13 protein-coding genes, 1 tRNA gene and 2 pseudogenes are annotated in these 23,946 nt (G+C 43.4%); 10 read left to right on the top strand and 6 right to left on the bottom strand.

Annotated elements, in window-relative coordinates; genetic code table 11:
- The first annotated feature begins 103 nt into the window (after window positions 1-103).
- Together AAFP14_RS22215 and AAFP14_RS22210 are read left to right on the top strand one after the other, a co-directional pair.
- Window positions 104-928: a SirB1 family protein gene (locus tag AAFP14_RS22215; RefSeq protein WP_341734365.1), complete on the top strand. Its 825-nt coding sequence runs from the start codon at window positions 104-106 to the stop codon at window positions 926-928.
- A gap of 315 nt (window positions 929-1,243) precedes the next feature.
- Window positions 1,244-1,930, top strand: coding sequence for an alpha/beta hydrolase (locus AAFP14_RS22210; protein WP_341734364.1), 687 nt, complete (start codon window positions 1,244-1,246; stop codon window positions 1,928-1,930).
- Window positions 1,931-2,035: 105 nt separating this feature from the next.
- Here AAFP14_RS22210 and AAFP14_RS22205 read toward each other — a convergent pair whose 3' ends face one another.
- Window positions 2,036-2,479, bottom strand: coding sequence for an SRPBCC family protein (locus AAFP14_RS22205; protein WP_341734363.1), 444 nt, complete (start codon window positions 2,477-2,479; stop codon window positions 2,036-2,038).
- A 57-nt stretch (window positions 2,480-2,536) separates the two neighbouring features.
- Between AAFP14_RS22205 and AAFP14_RS22200 the strand changes: the two are divergent.
- From AAFP14_RS22200 to AAFP14_RS22170, 7 genes and pseudogenes are all read left to right on the top strand, one after another.
- A pseudogene (locus AAFP14_RS22200) lies at window positions 2,537-2,680 on the top strand (zinc ribbon domain-containing protein); the annotation flags it as partial.
- Between the two features lie 637 nt (window positions 2,681-3,317).
- A pseudogene (locus tag AAFP14_RS22195) lies at window positions 3,318-3,524 on the top strand (reverse transcriptase N-terminal domain-containing protein); the annotation flags it as partial.
- 608 nt (window positions 3,525-4,132) lie between these two features.
- Complete coding sequence (ltrA, locus tag AAFP14_RS22190; protein ID WP_341734362.1) at window positions 4,133-5,863, top strand: group II intron reverse transcriptase/maturase; 1,731 nt, start codon at window positions 4,133-4,135, stop codon at window positions 5,861-5,863.
- An 89-nt stretch (window positions 5,864-5,952) separates the two neighbouring features.
- Entirely contained in the window at window positions 5,953-7,548 is a 1,596-nt protein-coding gene (ltrA, locus tag AAFP14_RS22185) for a group II intron reverse transcriptase/maturase (protein ID WP_341734361.1), read from the top strand.
- A gap of 296 nt (window positions 7,549-7,844) precedes the next feature.
- The gene (locus AAFP14_RS22180) at window positions 7,845-9,524 is read left to right on the top strand and encodes a mechanosensitive ion channel (RefSeq protein ID WP_341734360.1); all 1,680 of its coding nucleotides are present in this window, start codon (window positions 7,845-7,847) and stop codon (window positions 9,522-9,524) included.
- 274 nt (window positions 9,525-9,798) lie between these two features.
- The gene (locus tag AAFP14_RS22175) at window positions 9,799-10,353 is read left to right on the top strand and encodes an NYN domain-containing protein (RefSeq protein WP_341734359.1); all 555 of its coding nucleotides are present in this window, start codon (window positions 9,799-9,801) and stop codon (window positions 10,351-10,353) included.
- A 109-nt stretch (window positions 10,354-10,462) separates the two neighbouring features.
- A tRNA-Asn gene (locus tag AAFP14_RS22170) sits at window positions 10,463-10,534 on the top strand.
- 347 nt (window positions 10,535-10,881) lie between these two features.
- Here the strand turns inward: AAFP14_RS22170 and AAFP14_RS22165 are convergent.
- The 3 genes from AAFP14_RS22165 to AAFP14_RS22155 form a co-directional block, all read right to left on the bottom strand.
- Window positions 10,882-12,588, bottom strand: a complete 1,707-nt coding sequence (locus AAFP14_RS22165) for an NAD(P)/FAD-dependent oxidoreductase (protein ID WP_341734358.1) — start codon at window positions 12,586-12,588, stop codon at window positions 10,882-10,884.
- 103 nt (window positions 12,589-12,691) lie between these two features.
- Window positions 12,692-12,970, bottom strand: coding sequence for a hypothetical protein (locus tag AAFP14_RS22160; RefSeq protein WP_341734357.1), 279 nt, complete (start codon window positions 12,968-12,970; stop codon window positions 12,692-12,694).
- Window positions 12,971-13,054: 84 nt separating this feature from the next.
- The gene (locus AAFP14_RS22155; RefSeq protein ID WP_341734356.1) at window positions 13,055-13,798 is read right to left on the bottom strand and encodes a hypothetical protein; all 744 of its coding nucleotides are present in this window, start codon (window positions 13,796-13,798) and stop codon (window positions 13,055-13,057) included.
- Between the two features lie 501 nt (window positions 13,799-14,299).
- On the opposite strand from AAFP14_RS22155, the gene AAFP14_RS22150 reads away from it, so the two are divergent.
- Complete coding sequence (locus AAFP14_RS22150) at window positions 14,300-20,242, top strand: trifunctional serine/threonine-protein kinase/ATP-binding protein/sensor histidine kinase (RefSeq protein ID WP_341734355.1); 5,943 nt, start codon at window positions 14,300-14,302, stop codon at window positions 20,240-20,242.
- Between the two features lie 283 nt (window positions 20,243-20,525).
- Here AAFP14_RS22150 and AAFP14_RS22145 read toward each other — a convergent pair whose 3' ends face one another.
- Both AAFP14_RS22145 and AAFP14_RS22140 read right to left on the bottom strand, forming a co-directional pair.
- A complete protein-coding gene (locus AAFP14_RS22145; protein WP_341734354.1) occupies window positions 20,526-21,731 on the bottom strand; it encodes a glycosyltransferase family 2 protein in 1,206 nt (401 codons plus the stop codon).
- A 147-nt stretch (window positions 21,732-21,878) separates the two neighbouring features.
- Window positions 21,879-23,510, bottom strand: coding sequence for a polysaccharide biosynthesis protein (locus AAFP14_RS22140; RefSeq protein ID WP_341734353.1), 1,632 nt, complete (start codon window positions 23,508-23,510; stop codon window positions 21,879-21,881).
- Window positions 23,511-23,946: the final 436 nt, after the last annotated feature.

Here is a 23,946-nt window from a genome sequence, read left to right as displayed (position 1 = left end):
TATCAATGCTGATGGCAAAATTATCTATCGTGAAGGTTTATTAAAAATAGTTGCTGATTTTGATAAAAATAATTAGAGTAGAGCCTTTAAATCAATAATAAAAATGGATTTCCCCAGAGCGCGACAACTATTTCATTTAGAAATTAATCAACCAGATAATTCGATAGATCTGGCAAAAGCTGCTTTGTATATAGCTTTAGAAGAATATCCCAACTTAGAGACACAGGAATATCTCAATGCCTTGGACGACATGGCGGATGAAGTTCGCGATCGCCTGCCGGCACAAAATTATCCCCTCCGCATCATTCAAACTATGAACCGTTACTTATATGAGGATTTGAGATTTGCGGGCAATGATGCGGATTATTATGACCCCCGTAATAGTTTTTTGAATCAAGTGATCGATCGCCGTATGGGTATTCCTATCTCTTTGTCTTTGGTTTATTTGGAAGTTGCCAAGCGGATTGATTTTCCCATGGTGGGAATTGGGATGCCAGGACATTTTTTAATTAAGCCAGATTTTGAAGAGGCTGGAATTTTTGTTGATGCGTTTAACGGCGGTGAGATTTTATTTACAGAAGATTGTCAAGAGAGAATTTCTCTAATTTATGGTCAAACTATGGAGTTGCAGCCGGCATTTCTCGCCGCAGTCAGTCCCCGGCAATTATTGGCGCGAATGCTGGGAAATCTGAAGGCGATTTATTTGCAACAGCAAGATGCTAGGAGGGTGCTCAGGGCGATCGAAGGAATTTTACTGCTGTTTCCAGATGCCTTGGGAGAAAGGCGCGATCGCGGAATTCTGTACTATCAACTGGGGCGCTTGGCAGAAGCACGTCACGATTTGGAAGTATACCTGAGAAATGCTCCTAATGCTCCTGATGCTCCTAGAATTCGCCAATTACTCGATCGGCTTGATTGGGATATGTGATCCCAAGTTGCAGGAGCGATCGTCCCTAGATTAACGTGGATGTAGATTTTATACAATTTGTCCTGACCACCCCGTGTTGTCATACCCGGAGGGTCAAAAGTTTTGCAAAGATATATAACCAATGGAGGAAAATAGGTAAAGTGGTGAATTAACATATAAGTGACAAATGGACACCTATCTGATGAGAGGTTAAAATTCCTTGACATCACTGTAAAATCAAATATTCTTGGGTTAACTCCTAAATCTATTTTTCAGATTGACACCCACAGAGACGATCGCTCAAAAAAGTATTTTGACGTAAACAGGCAAAAAACCATGAACTTTCAGTTTCAATCAGGTTATCTCGATGGAATGCGCCGGCAGTCAGCCCATTTAACAAAGAGAATGTCAAAGTCTTTATCATTAGGTTTGGCACTTTTGTTAGGAACAAGTGCAGTATTCCTAAGCAGTGGTAAGGCTTTGGCATTAGAAACAGTTACAGTCAAATATGGCGCTGTTGATGTCACTTTACCCCTAGCCGACTTGCAAAGCTTTACACAAACTGGCAAACCCTCTCCTCAACTGCAAAGCGTTCTCAGTCTGGCGAAACAAACTCCTGAATCAGTGCGAGAAATATTAACGCGAGAAGTAGCTTTAGACTCTCAATTAGTAACGCGGCTCGCAAATTCCTACTTCGGGGAAATTGTTTTGAAACAATTGGGCGAAGTAGCTTATACACCCGCAACTCGCGCTCAAAGCGCTCCGGCCCTGCGAGATGCTTTAGTCGGAGCTTCCAAAGATGGCAAAATATCCTTGATCGAAGTGATGCAAAATTACACCCCTTCGGCTTTGGAAGTAGATGGAAATCAAGCTATGGCTGTCTATCAGCGGGTGATGAAAGATATGCAAGATTTGCAGGCAATGTATAACAATTCACCGGCTTTGCAAGGCACTGCTGGTCAAGCGTTGAATTCGGCCAGACAAATGATTTGTCAGCCCAATTCATCGGGGAGTATGAAGTAAAAAAGCCCAGTTAGCGGGCCGGGGAAATGGGGAATTGAGCATTGGTAATCGATCGTCTTTTCTCTGGCTCTCCGATGCTCCCCAGTTTCTTGTTTGTTGCTTCTGTTATAATTGCTCGGCTACTCGTTTGAGGCGACGAAGTTGGTCTTTCATGTCTTTCTGAGTCCAAGGGGCTGCAAAGCGATGGAAACCAAATCGAATTAACTTATTGGGAATCTCAAATTCAAAGCGGTTGATCAAAAGTGTGCCTTGGATTTGTGGTTGACATTCCCAGCGATCGCACCCTTGAAAAAATCCATCAAACCCCCAGACAATTAAACCCGGTTCTCGCTCCAAAACTACACTCTCTAAAGTGGGTTGCCAAACCGGAATTTTTATGATAAATAGGCTGCGACTTCCGACAGCAGTATCCCATTCGCCGATAGGCTCGCAGCGGAGCAATGGATTGAGCCACTGGTGCATTAAAGTGCGATCGGCGATACAGCGCTCCACCAAGGTAGCAGCAGCGCGAATTTCAATTGATTGCTCGAAAACTTGACGAATAGACATGAAAACCTGCAAGCTAGAAGCGTATTGTAACCAAATAACAGACGTTTACCACCTAAATATACCAGTCAAGAATCTTCTAGTTGTGGAACCCTAGTTAAAAATACTCTTTCCATAAGAACCCAGATTTGCTATCAATTTGGCATTGTTTTGGATAGAGACTATAATGCAGCATTGAAGTGCGATTCGTTCAGTCGAAACTGAGAAATCGGGGGATGACTGGCTTCTACAGGGTAATCCATGAGGATTGAGTTCGCACTTTAATCCCTTGTAGATGACAACTTCATAACCTTGCAGGTTAACGTTAGTATCCTAGAAAACGGTAAGTCCTGCCCCTCAGACGTAGAGGTGAAAGTATATCTCCCACTGTAGAGACTAGCCATCAATCGGTGAAGCGGAGATAAAAGCGGAAAGAACTACTAGCCTAAAAGTGGTATCCCGTGAGCAAGTTCCTACGGATAGCGAAAGCGAAGTCACTGCCTGAATCACCGTTACTGCGAACTAGCGAAATAAGGCTTTACGCGCTAGGAGTCCCAAAATGGGCATTAGTATAGGGCGGTATGAGGATTTCAATCGACATACCTACGTTACCCAAAAACTCGGTGAAGAGGTGACATCCTAACGGAACAAACCAATGGTTATGAGGAACGAAGTAACCCACCTGGTTACTCTCGGAGAGGTCGAATACTTCGAGCAGTCAGCTAAGACGAAACATCTGGATTTCCAGGTAACAGGTGGTAGAGATTGAGTCAGAAGCCAACGCCTCACTGTAATGGTGAGGATATGCTAACGGACTTACGGTAATGCGGATGGTATAGCTACAAGTAGCAATGTAAATGTCATGAACACGGCAACAAAACCGATGTATGAATGGAGCGATATCAACTGGCGAAAGCTAGAGCGTAACGTCTTTAAGTTGCAAAAACGGATATATCAAGCGTCTAATCGTGGTGATGTCAAGCTAGTACGCAGACTCCAAAAACTGCTGATAAGCTCTTGGGCAGCAAAAGCATTATCGGTTCGTCGGGTAACTCAGGATAATCAGGGAGTGCGACGTGAAGTCGTACATTAGGCGCATCTGCGCTGAATAACTGGAGAGCCGCCTCTCCCGGAGAACTCTCTCTCTCCGTCCCCACATAAAAGAGTGTCACACTCCGCCTACAACAGCAGTAAGTAATGAACCTGTTGGAATGCAAGGCATGAAAGCCCCGCAACTGATAGCCCAAATCAGTGAAAGGGCAAGGGGAAGACTGAAAAGGGTTAACGTTATGTGAATCACCGTAGATTCCGTTATGTCTAAAGAGTGAAATCAGGCTGATACACTCTAGCCAAAAGGCAAGTGAGTAGGTTACTGGCAGCGCCTTGTGGCTAGTAACGAGAGAGCGAAACTCTCACCGGAATATAGGTGGAACCCAAATCGGTCGAAGGTTAAATGTACGAAACACGATAAACCCTATGGATTCTCAAGCCAGGTCGATGGCATGAGTAGGTTGACCGTAAGGAAAACGGAATTATCCAGAGGGTAGGGGATGCTGGAGAAAGCGAACGCTTCTGGTAATGCGGAAGATAGGGGTTCAGGCTTTGCCCCGCATCGAAAGATGGCAGACTTCCAGCGGGTCTTCAACGGTAAATTTTGCGTAAAGGAATTGAACCAACGTGAAAGATAGAGTCAGCAATGACATCGGAACGAAGGAACCGCTCAAGGGGTGGGCATCCATCAATTGGAAGCTCATCAAAAAGCGTGTCAGAAACCTGAGACGGAGAATCTACCGAGCAGCCCAGAACGGTCAGTGGAATAAGGTTAGAAGCCTCATGAAACTGATGCTTCGCAGTTACTCCAACCTGCTATTGTCAGTGCGAAGAGTCACTCAAGAAAACAAAGGGAAACAGACGGCTGGCATCGATGGTCAGACGGCTCTAACTCCAGAGGAAAGAGTGAAATTGGTCAGAGAAAGTAAAGAATACACCTTATGGAAAGTTCGCCCAACGAAAAGGGTATACATACCGAAAGCTAACGGAAAACAAAGACCATTAGGTATCCCGACAATCAAAGACCGGATAGCACAGGCAATTGTCAAGAATGCCCTGGAACCAGTCTGGGAAACCAGATTTGAAGCCCAGTCCTATGGCTTCCGCCCAGGCAGAAGTTGCCATGACGCAATTGAGCAGACATGGATAAGACTAAACGCTCAGGGGAACGACAGATGGATACTGGACGCAGATATTAAAGGGGCATTCGACAATATCAGCCACGAGTACCTGCTCAATGCCATAGGAGAAATCTCTGGTAAAGAGCTAATCAAACAGTGGCTAAAAGCAGGATATGTAGAGGCAGAAATATTCCACGATACCGAAAGCGGAACGCCACAGGGAGGGATTATTTCTCCCTTATTGGCAAACATAGCCCTCGACGGAATGGAAAAATTCCTAAGTCAATATAAAAAGACGAAGGAATACAAATATACCGACTCAAAAGGTAGAAAAAGAACAGAGAGGGAACACAAACCAAAATATGGGTTTGTTCGCTACGCTGATGACTTCATCATCACCGCAGAAAATCGTGAGGATTTGGAAGCCATTAAACCCATCCTAGAAGAATGGCTAAATCAGAGGGGTTTAAAACTTAATGCGGATAAAACCAAAATCACTCATATTAATGAGGGCTTCAATTTCTTAGGGTTCAATGTCCGACATTACAAGGGTAAATGCTTAATTAAACCGCAAAAAGAAAAGGTCAAAGAATTCCTGTCTGGAATTCAACAATGGCTGAATCAACACAAAACGGTAAAAGCAACGGCAGTTATCCAGCACCTTAGCCCAATCATTAGAGGATGGGGGAACTACTACAAGCACAAGGTCAGTAAGGAGACGTTTTCTTACGTAGACTACCGAATATGGCAAATGCTGTGGAAGTGGTCGCTAAGAAGACACCCGAAAAAGGGGAAAGGTTGGGTAGCCCAAAAATACTTCAAAACAATCAACGGGACGAAGTGGAACTTTGCCCAACCCTTCAAGAACAGACATGGTAGGGAAACATTAATAACCCTGCCGAAGCTGGCATACATCCCCATAGTACGCCATGTCAAAGTCAAAGACACGGCATCTCCCGACGACCCAACACTCACCAAATACTGGCAAGACCGCCAATCCAAATACGGGAAATCGTACTGGGCAAAAGGCTCAAAACTCTATAACGTAGCGGTTAACCAAAATTGGAAATGTCCAGTATGCGGTGAACACTTGTTCAATGGAGAAGAACTGCACACCCATCACAAAAATAGGGTGGTAGATGGAGGAACAGACAAGGCCCAAAACCTTGTTCACCTTCACAAAGCCTGTCACAAGCACATACATACAGGCAAACGCTCTGAGGTTTTGGAGGCTTGAGCCGGATGATGGGAAACTGTCAAGTCCGGTTCTTAGGGGAGGAGGACGCGGCGACGTGTTCCTCCTTACCCGACAAAAAGACGGCAGGAGTGGACGGTGTAAAATCACTGACCCCAAAGCAACGTCTTATCCTGATAAATAAAATCAATCTAGGTTCTAAGGTCAAACCAACACGCCGAGTTTGGATACCCAAGCCTGGTACAGATGAGGAAAGACCTTTAGGAATACCGACAATGGAAGACCGAGCTTTGCAAGCGTTAATCAAACTGGTGTTAGAGCCAGAGTGGGAAGCGCGATTTGAACCCAACTCATACGGGTTTAGACCTGGGCGCTCATGTCACGATGCAGTAGGAGCAATATTTAACGCAATTAGGTATAAAGCCAAATATGTGCTAGATGCCGATATTAGCAAATGCTTCGACCGCATTAACCATGACGTACTTCTCTCAAAATTAAATACCTATCCAACCCTACGGAGACAAATCCGAGCTTGGTTAAAAGCTGGTGTAATGGACGGAAACAAGCTATTCCCAACTGATGAAGGCACACCACAGGGCGGGGTGATTTCACCTCTACTTGCTAATATCGCCTTACATGGGATCGAGGAATTAATTAGGGGTTTAGCCCCAAAATTCGATATGAAGCGTCCTGATAACACTCAATTGGGTGTAAGAGATAAGCTGAAATCGATTTCATTGATAAGATACGCAGACGATTTTGTAGTCCTTCATGAGGATTTAGAAGTCGTAAAACTGTGTAAGTTAGAGATAGAGAAGTGGTTGAGTGGCATTGGGTTAGAATTAAAACCAAGCAAAACAAGATTAGCTCACACCCTGAACAGATTAGATGATGAAGAACCCGGATTTAACTTTCTAGGATTCAACATCAGACAATTCCCTGTCGGAAAACACAATTCAGGTAAAAAGAGTAAAATCGGGTTATTGGGTTTTAAAACTATTATCACCCCCAGCAAGGAAAGTCAGGAAAGGCACTACAAAAAAGTTGCTGAAGTAATAAATAAATCGCGTGGGTTAAACCAAGCGACTTTAATCAAGAAACTTAATCCCATCATAAGGGGTTGGTGTAACTACTTCTCAACAGTCGTCAGCCAGAAAGTATTTGAAAGGCTGTGGCACTTAGTGGTTTGGAAGCTCCTCAAATGGGGTCGTCATCGTCACAGGAACAAAAGTAGATGGTGGATACGCCTTAAATACTTCAAAACCGTAGAAGGCAATAACTGGGTGTTCGCAACCGGAGAGGGTAATAATCCTCTAAAGCTCATACAACATAGCTCCACTGAAATAAAACGCTATGTAAAGGTAAAAGGAAAAGCATCTCCCTACGACGGTGACTGGTTATATTGGAGTTCAAGAATGGGAGTACACCCCGAAATACCCGTAAGAGTGTCTAAATTACTCAAGCGACAAAAAGGGAAATGCACCCACTGCGATAACTACTTCAAAGATGGAGATTCGATAGAAGTTGACCACATCATCCCTAAATCGAAAGGTGGAAGGGAATCTTACGATAATTGGCAGCTACTTCATCGACATTGCCACGACACAAAGACCGCCAATGATGGCAGTCTCGGTAACAAATCTAGCTGTAAAAGTGCTAAACCTAAGCCACCAGTGGAACCAAACCTTTGGGTGTGGGAAAACGATATGTTGGTAATGACGTACTGATGACAACAGCCGTTTTATTGAGGAGCGGAATGATGGGAAACTATCACGTTCCGTTTTGGAGAGCAGTGGAGGGGGCGACTCCTTCACTGACTTTAATTATTTTAGCTAAGACATTAGAAACGTACCGGATGTCATCCTGGAACGATTAAGCTTGGGGAGAGATGTACCTCTGTCTCAAGGATGTAAGTCCCGAAAGATAAGTGCGCTCCATCAACCAAGAATCCGCGCCTTCCTGCGTGGGAAGTGTCAAAGTTTCTTATTTGGTCTGTCAAATCTGACGTTAACCTGAGAAAAAAATGAATGAAACTTGGCAAGAAATAACTCAATCGACATGGACCCCAATGGGGCTTCTGTCCGATCGCCTCTTAGCCCAGGGGCAGCCGGCCCCAAATCCGCTGGCAGATGCCGAACGTGGATTAAACAATCTATTTCAGGGTTCAAACATTGAAAATCTCATCTGGGCAGTGGGCATTCTGCTGTTGGGTTTGATTGTAGCCACCGTAGTTTCCTCAGTAATCGGAGGGTTGCTGAAAAAAACTAACATCGACAACAAAATGGCGGCCTGGGTTACAGGGCGTCCAGACTCCACAGACTCACCACCAGTCGAAAAATGGGTGGCGACTGCGGTATTCTGGATCATTTTTATCTTCTTCCTGGTAGCCTTTTTCAACCGACTGAATTTGACTGCTGTCTCGCAACCCCTCAATACTTTTCTCGATCAAATAGCTGCTTTCTTGCCGAAGTTAGCAGGGGCGCTGATTTGGCTGGGGATAGCTTGGGTATTGGCAACAGTGGCCAAATTGGCCGTATCACGGGCGATGCGGGCTTTTGGTTTGGATGAGCGTTTGAATCAGCAAGTGGGTGGAACACCAGGAGAAAGCCCTTTGCTGCTGAGCGAAACAGTAGCCAATGCGCTGTATTGGTTTATCTTTCTGCTGTTTTTGCCACTGATTCTGGAATCTCTGCAATTGTCTCAGGCGCTGCTGCCGGTTCAGAATTTGCTCAATCAAATTCTGGCTGCTATTCCTAAGATTTTGGAAGCGGTGCTGATTGGGGCTGTGGGCTGGCTGCTGGCTCAGGTGGTGCGACGGATTGTCACAAATTTGTTGGCTGCTACTGGGGCCGACAGTGTGGGTGCTAGGTTCGGCATTTCGCGGACGAATGGCGGCCAATCGCTGTCGTGGATTGTCGGGACGATCGTCTATGTCTTGATTTTAATTCCAACGGCGATCGCTGCACTCAACGCTTTGGACATTCAGGCGATTTCCCAGCCGGCAATCGCGATGCTCAACACGATTTTGGGCGCCATTCCCAATATTTTTACAGCAGCCATCATTTTAGTGGTTGCTTACATTTTGGGACGCTGGATTAGCGACTTGGTGATTAATATCCTGACGGGGATTGGCTTTAATAATGTCTTTTCTTGGTTGGGTGTGCCAGCGAAGCCACCATTGTCCATCGCCCAGAACCAGCTAGATCCCGATGCAACGGTACTTCAGGCGGAACCAGAAATTCCATCCCGTACTCCTTCGGAGTTTGTGGGGATTGTCGTGCAAGTAGGTATTATCCTGTTTGCTGTGGTGGCTGCTACAGATGTGCTGCGCATTCCGGCACTGACGGCGATTGTCAGCGGTATTGTGGTGGTAGCTGGTCGGGTTTTGTCTGGTTTGATCGTATTTGCGATCGGCTTATACTTAGCGAATCTGGCCTTTAGTTTGATTGCCAGTTCTGGCACTCGCCAAGCCCGGTTGTTGGGCCAAACGGCTCGGATCGCGATTATTGCCTTTGTGTTGGCCTTGGCGCTGCAACAGATGGGCATTGCTAGCGATATTGTGAATTTGGCCTTTGGGCTGCTGCTAGGGGCGATCGCCGTAGGGATTGCTCTGGCATTTGGTTTGGGCGGGCGCGATATTGCCTCCGAGCAAATTCGCGAATGGTTAGCGGCTTTTAAACAAGATAAAACGCCGCGTCAATAACAAAAAAAATGGCGTTTGTCAAGTGCAAACGCCATTTTTTTTGTCCGTATCACTCCCAAACAGCAACCATAACAGTCACCAAGGCGCTTGGGCGGTTGCTACATAACAAAGTCAACAGTCAAAATTCAAGCGGGTAGCTTTCCCCAGACTTGGTATTACCCAGAACTCAACGGAACTTGATACTAGACATCAATTTGTAATAAAATGCAACAAAAGCTTTGATAAACAATGCAAATAATGTCCTATACGCGCTGGAGATTTTCAGCTTTGAACCATGCCACCTTATGTATCGCAAGCGGTTTTACTTGTAGACGGCTATAACATCATTGGACTTTGGCCTAAACTCCGACAGAGGCGCGATCGCGACGAACTCGAAACAGCTCGCCGCGAGTTAATAGAAGTTTTAGTTAACTACAGCGCTGTTCAAGATTTTGAGGCTCGACTGGTGTTTGATGCTCACTATCGACATACTCCCAGCGTCAAAGAAATTATTACAAAACATTTATCTGTGCACTACACTGACTTCGGTCAGACAGCAGATACTTATATTGAAAAATCTTGTGCTAGTTTGCGCTATGAATTGCGATCGCGATCGGGAAAAGGTCGCATGATAGTCGCCACATCAGACCGAGCGCAGCAATTGACCGTCGTCGGCTACGGTGCCGAATGGATGTCTGCCGAGCAACTTGCCGCCGACATCGAATCGACAGCCCGCCGCTCCGAGCGCCTGCACAAATCTCGCAAACAAACTTCTAGTCGCTTTCTCGCCAGTTCTCTCGATCCAGAATCCCAACAGCGGCTGGCTAAACTGAGAATGGGATTGCCTTAACTCCTGAAACCCCCTTTCTGTATGACTTAAAAAAAAGTTTGTCAAAGGCCTTGCCAAATTCAGGATGTTGGTATTACTATTAGTAAATGTGGCAAGCAAAAAGCACCAATCCTCGGTAGCTCAGTGGCAGAGCGGTCGGCTGTTAACCGATTGGTCGTAGGTTCAAATCCTACCCGGGGAGTTAGTAAAAATCAGAAGTTGGAATTTTTCAACCTCTGATTTTTAGTTTTGAATAATTTCGGAATTAATTATGACGCAAAGTTAGGAAACGGCACGTGCCCATTGGTATCAACTTAAGCTGTCAGCCTGCCAAGTCCGTTAGTCATCCCAGGAGTCCGGCAGGGGTTTAAACCCCTGCCTCAAAGCACAAGTCCTCTAAAAGAGGACTGACGAGTTCTTGAGTCCTCTTTTAGAGGACTTTAGCTATTAGCCAGGGGTTTAAACCCCTGGCGGTATTTCGGGTAAGAGCGATATTTCAAGTTAAGTTGACACTAATGGGCAATGTCGCTTCCTCAATTTCTTAGCACATTAATTAACATCCCTGTGAGTATGAATTAACTCGCCTTCCATCGGTATGGAAATATTCAACTTAGACAAATCGGGATTCAATATTGCATTGACGATACCAGAACTCACCATCACCTCCAAACAACCAAGGGCTTGATGCAGTGCTACTCGTGCGTGTTGCACAGAAAAACGTTCCTTAAACACTAGCACCAACTGCCGGTAAATTTGTTCGATGTACTCATTGCGGCTCAAAATATCAATCAGCAAACCGTATAAACCTGTAACAGGCAACCGCTGACCGTTCTTCACATAACACTTGATCTTGTTAATTTTACCGGCTTCGTAGACAGCTACAAACTCGATTTCTGCATCTACTAAATCTAACTGAAACACATTGTACGCCGAAAGCAGCCAAGGCACTTCTTGCTGCGAGAATCGCTGCATTACCTGTTTCATGGAACCTAAATCAAATCCGGCAATCACAGCTTGACCCAAAATATCATTGGTGAATCCTCCTTGCGCTAACCACTGAAAAGCTTTTTCCGGGCTTAGATTCAACCCAGAATCTCGCGCAATTTCCATTGAATGTTCTTGTAAATCAGTGAATTGACCGTTGGCAGCGTACCAGTAATCGGCGAAGCGAATGTGCTGTTGCACTCGGCGTCTTTGATTGCCATCGTATTGAGTTTTTAGCCAGTTAGCCTCGTGTTTCTGCTGCTCTAATTCTAAGATTGTGTAAGCTAATTCGCGGGCTCCTGTGTGAGCTAAAGTCATGCCCGCCGCTAAAATTGGGTCGGCAAAACCCGCAGATTCCCCGACTAAAAACCAGTTTTCTCCTACTGTGCGATCGCTCAAAAATGACCAATCTTTTGTAGTTTCAATTTTCCCCGTACTGGTAGCATTAGCGATTAATTTGCTGATGCGGGGTTCGCTCTTTAGTGCTGCGGCATATATCTCCTCTGGTCGCTGTTTCATCTCCTTATAATGTTCCGCAGGACAGATGAAACCGATGCTGGTACGAGTTGGACCCAAGGGAATGAACCAAATCCACCCGTGACTCAAACTCATTACCTGGACGCGGGTGCCACCAACACCGATAAAATCGGCCCATTCAGCGTTTGTCCAGTAGTCCCAAATAGCGATATTTTGTAGTCGTGTCGGACAGTGTGTTTCGACACCCAAAACTCTGCGTAGCACGCCGATGTGGCCGGAAGCATCGATGTAGTAGCGGGCGGTGATTTCTTCCTGCGATCGCAAGTGTAGAGCTGTAACGCGATCGCCCTCTGTATCTACTTTAACCACCGGAGTTTCTTCTCTAACCAAACATCCCATTTCTTCGGCGTGTCTGAGCAAAATTTCATCATATTTTGCGCGATCGACTTGGAAAGCAGTTTGCCGTCTGTGTCCCTCAAATTTAGCAGGACGCCGCTCATCTTTAAACTCTTCCGGCTTGATAAAATTAAAATCCCAAGGTTCCGGATCTGTTCCCCAGCGATAGGTAGCACCGATTTTAATCGGGAAGTCGGCTGCTTCTACTTTATCCCAGCATCCCATTTCTTGAAGCACATCGCTAATTTGAGGTAATTGGCTTTCCCCAACATGATCGCGAGGAAACTTTTCTTTCTCTAGGATTAGCACGCTCAAATTCGGATTGTATTTCTTGAGCAAAGTGCCAGCCGTGGAACCCGCAGGGCCACCGCCCACAATCACAACGTCGTAATGGCTCATATCACTTAGGGGTAGTAGATGCTAAATTTGGGCATTGACGAGACAAATTTATAACTATTCAGCCTCGCTCCTTCCCAGGCTGAATAGTTATTTTCAACAGTTTTTATCCGACTGCTACTTTCTCATTTTCAGTTAGGTGAGAACTTTGGGAAATTTCCAAATTCTCAGTCCAAGTATGAGCAATATCCAGATTTTCCGTCCAAGTATGAGCAATGTCTAGATTCTCAGTCCAAGTATGAGCAATGTCCAGATTTTCCGTCCAAGTATGAGCAATGTCCAGATTTTCCGTCCAAGTATGAGCAATGTCCAGATTCTCAGTCCAAGTATGAGCAATATCCAGATTCTCAGTCACAGTTAAAGAATTAGGGTTAAATTCTGACATGATGCCTCTCCTGGTAATTAATGAATTTTGTCTGATTCTAAGATTTGTCGGCTTCCAAAAATTGAAAATTTTACATCTGGTAAGCTAGGCTGCTTTTAAAGGTTGCAAAACCTCGCGAGGCTTGGCAAAAGGTTGCTCAAAGCTATGAGTTTTTGCATAAACCAGAAGCTCATCGGTTAGTTTTGTGAAAGCTTCAAACAAATGCTCAACTACCTCAAAAGCCTCTTGACGGCTTTCAGGAGTCAGTTTTATGTTTCTAATCAATTGCTCAACTTCCGGTGTGCCCGTAGTATGACCTGTTTCCACAGCCAAATGAAAACAGCCAAAATAAAGAAACTCCTTCTGGGTAGTTGTTCGCAGTTCTTCGGCGATGGGGGCAGCCGTTGAAAAGAACACATTACCGGTGGCTTCTATCACTTCCAGAATTGCTAATTTCGCGATCGGACTCGCTCCAAAAGCATATCGGAAAATTTGGTGTGTTACCCACCGCGAAGCTTTTGTTTCTTCATTCCAGAGAAAATTCAAAGCATCACTGAACTTAACAGATTTGTTAATACCCAGTGTTTCTAAATCTGCCAAAAACCACAACCAGTGATGATCGTCTTCATAGGTATGATTATTGACTATTACCTGAAGTGGATCGTTGGTTGGTTCTTCTCGGAAGACATACTTGTTAAATTCACCAAAACTCATCACGAAAGGAGCAACGCAGGGAGCAAAAGCTAGGCGTTGTTTTGGGTTTATACTTGTGTCTCGCATAAACTCAAATAGCCCAGATTTAGCAAATTCTTGCTTCTTGTTTTCAATCAATGCTAGGACTTCTTCCATTGTGATGCACCTGATTATGGAAAAATGCTACCAACTAGCTCAGAGCAAGGCTGTGATCTGAATCATGTTTTTTGGTGATACACATCCGATCTAGTTTGAGGCTCGATCGCCTCCAACTCGATATTCCGGCCCTGGGCTCATGGTTGGTTTTGGGAAACCAGGCTCTAATTGAGACCTAAATCTGGATGGGATGGGGATTGGTGGACTAGCATCTGCGATCGACATCACTGACTTTGTTACAATAGTGTAGAGATCGACGGCGTAAAGTATCAGACTGTACATCTTAGGGGGAGATTCAACCAGAGCTTCTGTTGTCAGGCAATTCCTACTCTATAAATTTTTATTACATCTACTAAACTAGAAAAATACAGACTAATTACTTTGTTTGCTGTGTATCGTCAAGCACAAGATAAGTATAAAAACACTTAAGTACAGTTGCACCACTGCTCGATCGACATCCATCACGATATTAAGCCAACACTTAGTCACAACAGAAAAACCATGAATCTACTTCCCGGTTACAAAATCACAGAAGTTGTTCAACTTGGTGTTAAATCGATTATTTATCGCGCTGTCAGAGAATCAGATGGAGCCTTAGTCATCATTAAAACACTAAATAGCGACTATCCCACCATAGAAGAATTCACCCGTTTGAAACATGAATACCAAATTAGCTCAAATCTCAACATAGAAGGGATTATCAAACCCCATAGCTTAGAAAAATATAAAAACAGTTTCGCTCTCATCTTAGAAGACTGCGGCGGTGAATCTCTAAGACACCATTTGGCGGGGACAAATATTAAATATAATAAATTTTTACCTCTTGCTATTCAACTGAGTCAAACTCTCGGCGAAGTACACAAAAACCACATTATTCATAAAGATATCAAACCCTCAAATATAATTGTATACCCAGATTTTATTCATGTAAAAATCACAGATTTTAGCATGGCAACTCGCCTATCTAAAGAGGTTTATCAAAATAGTAATACCGCCGTCCTAGAAGGCACTCTAGCCTATATATCCCCAGAGCAAACCGGGAGAATGAACCGAGAAGTCGATTACCGAACTGACTTGTATTCTCTAGGAGTCACATTTTATGAAATGTTGACAGGAAAATTACCCTTTAACTCCACCGACCCCTTAGAATTAATTCACAGTCATATTGCCGTGACACCAGTTCCTCCCCATCAGCTCAACAAAGAAGTACCCCTGGTGGTTTCATCCATTGTCATGAAACTATTAGCTAAAAATGCCGAAGACAGATATCAAAGTGCCTTGGGAGTCAAAGCCGACTTGGAAAACTGCCTAAATCAGCTACAAAATAAAGGCAAAATAGACCATTTCATTCCAGGCACTCTGGATAAATCTGGTCAATTTGTGGTTCCCCAAAAACTCTACGGCCGCACCAAAGAAGTCGCTGATTTAATTGCTGCTTTCGATCGAGTTACATTGGGAAAAACCGAAATGGTGCTGGTGAGCGGATACTCAGGCATTGGCAAAACCTCAGTTGTCAATGAAGTTCATAAACCAATTTTACGGCAGCGTGGTTATTTTATTGCTGGCAAATTTGACCAGTTTAAACGAGATATTCCCTATGCTGCACTCACTCAAGCCTTTGAGTCATTGATGCAGCAGTTATTAACAAAAAGCTCAGCAGATTTGGCAATTTGGAAAGAAAAGCTGTTGTCAAAGCTAGGTCAAAATGGTGCAATTATTATTGAGGTTGTCCCTTCTCTTGAACTCATAATTGGTTCCCAGCCTACTGTACCCCCATTAGGTCCGACAGAATCTCAAAATCGTTTTACTCGATTGTTCAAAGAATTTCTGAATGTGTTTGCCCAAGCACAACACCCCCTGGTTCTATTTCTGGATGATTTGCAGTGGGCAGATTTAGCTTCCTTAAAATTGCTTCAAGAGCTGGTAACAGATTCGGATATTCGATATTTTTTAGTGGTAGGAGCCTACCGAGATAACGAAGTCAATTTGACTCATCCTTTAGTTCAAACGGTTGAAAAAATTGAACAGTATGGTGCTGCGGTGCATCAGATTATCCTCCCATCATTAGAGTTGAGCAGCGTCACTGAGCTATTACGAGATACTTTTGGTCAGACAACTGAAAATTTAAAGTTACTGGCAGAGTTGATTTTTAATAAAACTGGAGGAAATCCATTTTTTATCACTCAACTGCTTTCAACTCTTCATTACGAAAAACTGTTAGCTTTTGATTTCAATATGGCTGCGTGGCAGTGGGATATCCTGGAAATTGAAGCCGCTGGTATTGTAGATTACAATGTCGTTGAATTAGTTGCTCGAAACATTCAAAAACTACCGGAGGAGACGCAGCAAGTATTAAAATTAGCTGCTTGTATGGGCAACCATTTTAGTTTAGAAAATTTGGCAATTGTTAGGGAAAAATCCCCCTCGGAAACGGCTGCTGATTTATGGGAGGCGCTGCAAGCTGGTTTAATTGTGCCCCTGAGTAATGCTTACAAAATTCCTCTGGTTGAGGAAATCAAATCTCAACGGGGAGGGGATGGGGGAGAATTTGGAATGCTCGATCGACTTCAGGTAATGCAGGCTGAGAGTTCCATTGCTTACAGATTTTTGCACGATCGCGTCCAGCAAGCAACCTATTCTCTGATCCCTGACTCCCAGAAAAAACAAACCCACTTAAAAATTGGCTATCTGCTACTGCGCAAGGAAAAGGACACCCACACACCATCCACCGCGCCTAGGATATCGGAGATAGCAGAAAATATCTTTGATATTGTTAACCAACTCAATATCGGAGTGGAATTTATCAGCGAGGGGGAAGAGCGAAATCAACTAGCTAACTTTAATCGGATAGCTGGCAAAAAAGCTAAAAATTCTGCCGCCTATGAAGCAGCACTCAAGTATTTTAATACAGGTAGAGAACTGCTACGAGATTCAGCGTGGGAGAATCACTATAGTTTAATTATGGAACTTCATCTGGAAGCGCTAGAATTATCTTATATAAATACCGAGTTTGAGCTAGCATTCCAGCTATCAGATGTGATTTTATTCCGCGCCAAATATTTGCTAGAAAAAATCAAAGTCTACGAGCTGAGAGTGGTTTTTTATTTCAATCAAAATCAATCAAAAAATTCGGTAGATACAGCTCTAGAAGCTCTGAAATTACTGGGAGTTTATCTCCCTGAAAAACCTACTAAATTAAATATTTTTCTGGGGTTGGTAGGGACGAAATTAGCTTTGGCAAACAAACGGATTGAAAATTTAGCTGAGTTGCCGCCAATGACGGACGCTAATAAAATTGCGGCGATACGGATTTTAACGAAAATGACTCCCGCTGCTTTTGTAGTAGCACCTAATATTTTCCCACCGATCGTATTTAAAATGATGACACTTTCCCTGAAATATGGGAATGCGCCACTGTCTAGTTTCGGCTATGCAAACTACGGTACTATGCTGTGTGGGGTGTTAGGTGATATGGATTCTGGATACCGATATGGTCAAATGGCTCAGGCACTTTTAGAAAGATTCCACACTAACTTACATGACGCTCAAATTTTACTGATTTTTAATGGCTTTATACGTCACTGGTCCGAACACGTTAAGAAAAGTCTTATCGGTTTAATTGATGGTATCCAGAGCGGAATCGAAACCGGAGATGTGAATAATGCTTGTTATTGTGCAAGTTTTTACAGCAATTATATATTTTTGAGTGGCGAACCTTTGGATATTGTGGAGAGTAAGCAGAATCAATACATTCAAATGTTGGTCAATTATCAAAATGGATTTATGATTTATCAAGCTCTAGTTGGGGCGCAGGTTGTTTTAAATTTGCAAGGTAAAACAACTAATCCTTGCCTGTTAATCGGCGAAAGATTTAATGAAACAACTATGCTACCAGCCTTGATAGAGAGTAAAAACAATCTGGTAATATTTGTAGTGTATTTAGCAAAATCTTGGCTAAATTATATGTTTAAAGATTATGTGAAATCTGCGGAAAATGCCAGGACAGCTTCAAGTTACTCTGAGGCTGTTATGAGTATGATGTATGTTCCTATCCACAATTTTTACTATTCCTTAGCGCTGTTAGCTTTGTATCCAAATGTTTCAAAAACTGAACAAAAAAAATATTTAAAAAAAGTGGGGGCGCTTCAGAAAAAAATGAAGCATTGGGCTGTGAATTCTCCGGCAAATTATCAGCATAAGTATGACTTAGTAGAAGCCGAAAAAGCGCGAGTATTGGGACAATCTGAACAAGCTGCTATGTATTACGATCGCGCGGTGAAAGGAGCCTCAGAGAATGAATACATCCACGAAGCAGCCCTAGCAAACGAACTAGCAGCAGAATTTTATCGTGCTGGCGATCGGCTAAAAGTGGCTGAGACTTATCTGATAGAGGCTTACTACGGCTATCTTCATTGGGGAGCCACCGCCAAAGTCAAACATTTGGAGTCAGAGTATCCCATATCTTTACCCCCTGCATCGGTGGTAAAATCTAGTGGCGATCGCACTATGGGTAGCACTAATTCTACTTCCACCAGCAGCAGTCACAGCAGTTTATTAGATTTAACAACGGTATTGAAAGCATCTCAAGCCTTAGCTAGTGAAATTGTACTGGATAAATTGTTAGCCAAATTAATAAAAATCGCAATGGAGAATGCGGGAGCACAAACAGGTTTTCTGTTGATACCAATGGAAGGAAAATTAGTTGTCCAAGCAGCAGCATCGGTGCAGAATTCAGATATTAAAATTGAGGAATGTCCGACCTGCGACCCAGGGGCGTTTTTGCCAATAACGGTAATTAATTATGTTGAAAGAACACACTCTGACGTGGTTTTAAGTGATGCTGCTAAGGAAGGTTTATTTACACAAGATCCCTACATTAAAAGCCAGCAACTTAAATCTGTGCTTTGTACTCCAATCCTAAATAAAAGTAAAATTTCAGCTATTCTTTATTTAGAAAATAATTTAACTTCTGAAGCATTTTTTCCAGGGAGGCTGGAGATTTTAAAAATGCTTTCTTCCCAAGCTGCTATATCTATAGAAAATGCGGTACTTGTGGCTAATTTATCGGCGGCTAAGCAAGAGTTGGAGGATTATTCGCAGACGCTAGAGGTGAAAGTAGAAGAACGTACGCAAGAATTAAAAGCCAAGGAATCCAAGCTGCAAGAAGCTCAAAAACTGGCGCATTTGGGTAACTGGGAATTTGATTTAGGAGTGCATAAATTAACTTTGTCTGAGGAAGTATTCCGAATTTTTGGTCTCGATACTCAACTAGCTGAACCTAATTTTTTAGATTGCAAACAGCAGATTCATCCAGAGAGTATACAGTTTGGCTTAGACCGAATAGATGAGATTATTCAATCAGGAAATCCGTCTGAGTTTGAGTTAAAAATTTTGCGTCCTGATGGAGATGTCAGATATATTTTTGTTAAGGCGCAAGCTGTTTTTGATGGTGATAAGGTAATTAAGTTATTTGGGACTGTACAGGACATTACGCAGCGCAAGGTAGCCGAAGATGCTTTGCGCGATTCGGAGGCGCTGTTGAGAGAAAAAGCCTCGCAGTTGGAAGTTACTTTGTCGGAACTGCGATCGACTCAGAGCCAACTAATTCAAACGGAAAAAATGTCTTCTTTGGGGCAGTTAGTGGCGGGAGTTGCTCACGAAATTAATAATCCGATTAATTTTATTTATGGCAATGTAGTCCACGCTAGCGACTATAGCTCGCATTTGCTGGAATTAATTGAGGTTTACCAAGAGTCTTACCCAAATCCGACTCCTGAAATTGTTGCTAAAACAGAGGAAGTAGACCTGTTATTTATTCAAGAAGACTTGCCGAAAATGCTGCAATCAATGCAGGTTGGGGTCGATCGCGTCCGCAATATTGTACTGTCGCTGCGGAATTTCTCAAGGCTGGATGAATCGGAAATGAAACCTGTAGATATTCACTCTGGGATTGAATCTACTCTGTTAATTTTGCAGCACAAGTTGAAAAAAAATGCAGATGGTTCGGGAATTGAGGTGATTAAAAATTATGGTGAACTTCCCAAAGTAAGTTGTTATGCTTCAGGCTTAAATCAGGTATTTATGAATATTTTGAGCAATGCAATTGATGCAGTAGAGTTAAGAGTTGGGAGACAACACAAAACTCAAACGCTCGAAAATATGTCACCCAAAATCTTTAAGCCCCAAATTAAGATTTGGACTGAGGTATCTGACAAAAACTGGGCGATAATTCATATTGCTGATAATGGCCCTGGGATGACAGAGGAAGTACGATCGCGCATATTTGACCCTTTCTTTACTACGAAACCAGTAGGTAAAGGTACTGGCTTGGGGTTGAGTATCAGCTATCAGATTGTGGTTGAAAAACATGGCGGGAAGCTAATTTGTACTTCCGCACCAGGTGAAGGGACTGAGTTTGCGATCGAGATTCCGGTGCGGCGGTGAGGTTTTTTTGGAGTCTCTAGCCTCACCCCTAGGGCGTGTTTTCTTGCCTGATCCATCAGATCCTGATCCCCCTAAATCCCCCTTAAGAAGGGGGACTTTGAGCTTCTTTCTCCCCCCTTTTTAAGGGGGGCTGGGGGGGATCTCCGGGGAGAGAAAACACGCCCTAGCCCCTGGGGGGGTCAGGGGGGGGTTCCCCATTACCCAGAACGCCTGTACCTCACCTAACTGAGAAAGAATATAGGGCATTACCAATTACCCATTACCAATTACCAATTACCTATATTTACACATCCCGTTCTGTGCGTACCCATTTGGTTTGGCGTTTCAGGAGAAAACCGAGATATAAAGGGATTTTCCAGAGGATGTAAAAGGGTACGGATAACAGAGTGGAACCGGAAATATCGGCACGCCCAAATTTAGCCCAAGCCCCGACAATAGAAACTAAAATTAACAATCCTTGTATTGCTAACAAGATGGCTGGCATTGGGGATGTTCCCAAGGTTGTTGCTAGTAATGAGGCTGCAAAAGCTGCTAGCCACAGGGCGACTAAAAGAGACAGGGGAGGGACTGATAAGTCGAGGGCGATCGCCAATAAGTCAAATCGTTTTTGCTGTAGGGATGCGGAGGCTAGGCGCGGGGTTTGGGTTAACAAAGTCTGTATGTGACCGTGTTCCCATCGGGTTCTTTGACTGGTGGCTGCTTGCTGCTGCTGGGGTAAACAACCTGTGACTCTAGCTGCGGGGCAAAACATGGTTGGATGTCCGGCGATCGCCAAATCTAAACTCATCTGCATATCTTCAACAATATTACCACTGGCTAGGGAAACCGATCGAATTATCGACCAGGGAAAAGCCATGCCAGTTCCTGTTAGTAATGATGGGAATCCTAACTGTTTTAATCCGCTTGGTCTGACTAAGTTTTTGACTAGAAATGCTAAAGCAGAAATAGAATCTTTCGGAGTAGGATTCGGCGGCTGTTCCATTAAGTATGTTGCTTGCACTGGTCCTTGGGAAGCCACTGCAATTCTGGCTAATTTCTCGATCGCGTCTGGTTGACAGATACAGTCTGCGTCCACCATGATTACTACTTCTGGGGGGTCGGATTCGATCGCAACTAAGCCGAAGTCTAGGGCGTATCCTTTGCCTTTGCGTTCTGTGTCTTGGCGTTCGAGCACCGTTGCACCACATTTGCGGGCGATATTTGCTGTGGAGTCGGTACAGTTGTCTGCAATCACTAATAGGCGATCGTGCGGTGTTAATTGTGGCAATATTGTGGATATTGTGGCTGCAATGCCTGCTGCTTCGTTGTAAGCTGGAATTAAAACGGCTACTTTCGGACGGGGAGATTTAGTATCTGCGGTGGATTGACTAGCTGAAAATAAAGAGGCTGTACATTCTAGAAATAGAACTGCAACGGGAATGAGAAGAATTAGCGCGATCGCCCATAACATGATATCAATAAATAGGAACACTAGCTGACTATTTTCCACGCTCTAGTACCTTATTTTAATTTGGCCAATCCTAGTCTAACCTAAAATTATCATACCGAGAAGCCCGACTTCTTAAAAAAGTCGGGCTTCTCGATTTCTAGGTGTTCTGTTGTTAAAATCACAACTCACTGAATATTTCTGATGATGCTAGGCTGCATCACGGCTACGAGCGCCCTCATAATTGTGATTGGTTAATTGTGCCACTGGCATCAATTCTCTCACATATCTTGACACCGATCGCAAATACTGTACCTCCGATTCCCGATCTTCAAGTGCAGCCAAACTATTCACTAATTCATGAAATTCATCAGCGCTAATTCCCGATTTTTGCAACACTTCTGCATCAACTCTGCCGTAAATTCCTTGCAGCAGTAGTTCGATAATCTCGCTATAGCTATAGATGTCACTTCCGTAACATTGCAATTTCTTCGGATTGAGTCCCCACTGCAAAATTTTCAATAAATCGGAGGCGGAACTCCAGGCAAAAGAGGAAGCAATTATTTCTTTTTCTGCCGCTACCAGAACTTCTTTAATTTGTGATTCGGGGAAATCAGAAGCGTTGATAAAACTTTCCAAGTGAGACACTTGTCTATCAAACACCCGGAAAGAAAAAGGAGCCAACTCTGCACTCACGATATCGCCAGAATCGTCAACACTTCTAAAAGGGTCTTCCAGAACATTAATTAAGAGGTGAATTTCTGTAGGTTGGCTCCAGTCAAATTGTCCCATAAAAAATGGTTCTTCATAGCCTGGTAAAAGTCCTTGAAAATAAATCGGCAGATTTTTACCTGATTCCAAAATTTTATAGAGAGCTACTTCCAAAGTTTCTGTGGGCCATCCGAGATTTCGCACCGTCAAAAATTTCAATTTGCCGGGAACAGATAAAACCAGTGCGTTCAGCAATAAATGGACTGCTTCCAGAACATTTTGAGCGGTGACGTAGCGGTGGGGAGCGTGAACGTTGACAATTTTTCCTTGCTCTACTTTCTTAGACATTTGTTCGCAGAACAAGCTGTTTTCCAGCATATGAGTAAAGCGAACCATCCCGTAGGTGACTTTTCCTGACTTAGCTGCTCTGGCAAATTGCCATTCAGCAAATTTTTTAGAAGCTGCGTAAACTTCCGTAGTAAAATACCGAGATGCTTTTCCCGTGGAAGAAAAAATGCACTGTTCCACACCGTATTCTTCCGAGAGTTCGATGACGTGCTTGGTTCCTAAAATACTGGTTGTCACTGTTTCTCGGATTTGAATTTCCGCTAGCCCTGGGGAGCGTTGAGCTGCTAGGTGAAAAACAATTTCTGGCTTGTGGACTTCAAAGATCTGTTTAAGGGCTTCAAAGTTGCGAATGTCGGTAGCATAGAAGGTAACAGCACCTTCTTGTTGACAAAGGGAAAGAGTTTCTAAGGGGTTTTGACATCGGGCTTTGTCTACGGAAATGATTTGATTTGCACCTAAATCCAGGAGTTTTTCGATTAAGAAACGGCCGACGCATCCTTCGCCACCGGTGACGAGGATGGTTTTTCCTTGGATTTTCTTGCTGACTGCGGTGGCCCACAGGTGTACTTCGCGATCGCGCACGTCCTCAAAAGGTTCGGTTTCTAATTGTCCGTCTGCCTTATAGGCCCTGATTAACTGTGCGGTCAAAGTTTGTAAAGCAGCTATAGTTTCAGGATCTTGCGGTTCCAAAGAGCCTGGGGGAACTAACTTTTGGATGCGATCGATTATTTCTGCTTTACTTGGACATTCCAATACTTCTGAGGGGTTAGAGGCACTCTTCACTTGTTTAGCTCCTTTGATTTTTCAAAATATACTCGTTCTAACTAACACTGATTTTAATAGCCAAAATAATTATGACTAAAAAAAATAGGTTTTGTCTCCACTGGTTAATAGAACTCCCTAAAAACCTGCTGCGGTACAGATTATTCTGTTCAGCCGATTTGTAGCTTGATTAATTGTTTTGGTTGACTGGATAACTTGCGCTTATCCTAAATTTAAAATTTTTACTAAAAAATATTTATTATAATTATGATTATAAACTTGAGTTGCTAGGTATTGGCAATAGTCAGAACACATCTTTACCATTTCTTTGCAATCATCTCAGGTTTTTCTCGGATTTTTAAATTTTATGTAAAGCCTGGTATTTGTTTAAAAAAATTAATATTAATTATTACTAAATCTTACTAAAAAAAGGGTAGAGTCCAATATACTCTTACCC

The sequence above is a fragment of the Microcoleus sp. EPA2 genome, assembly GCA_020882975.1.
Lineage (GTDB): Bacteria > Cyanobacteriota > Cyanobacteriia > Cyanobacteriales > Microcoleaceae > Microcoleus.
This window is presented reverse-complemented; position numbering and strand designations above follow the sequence as displayed.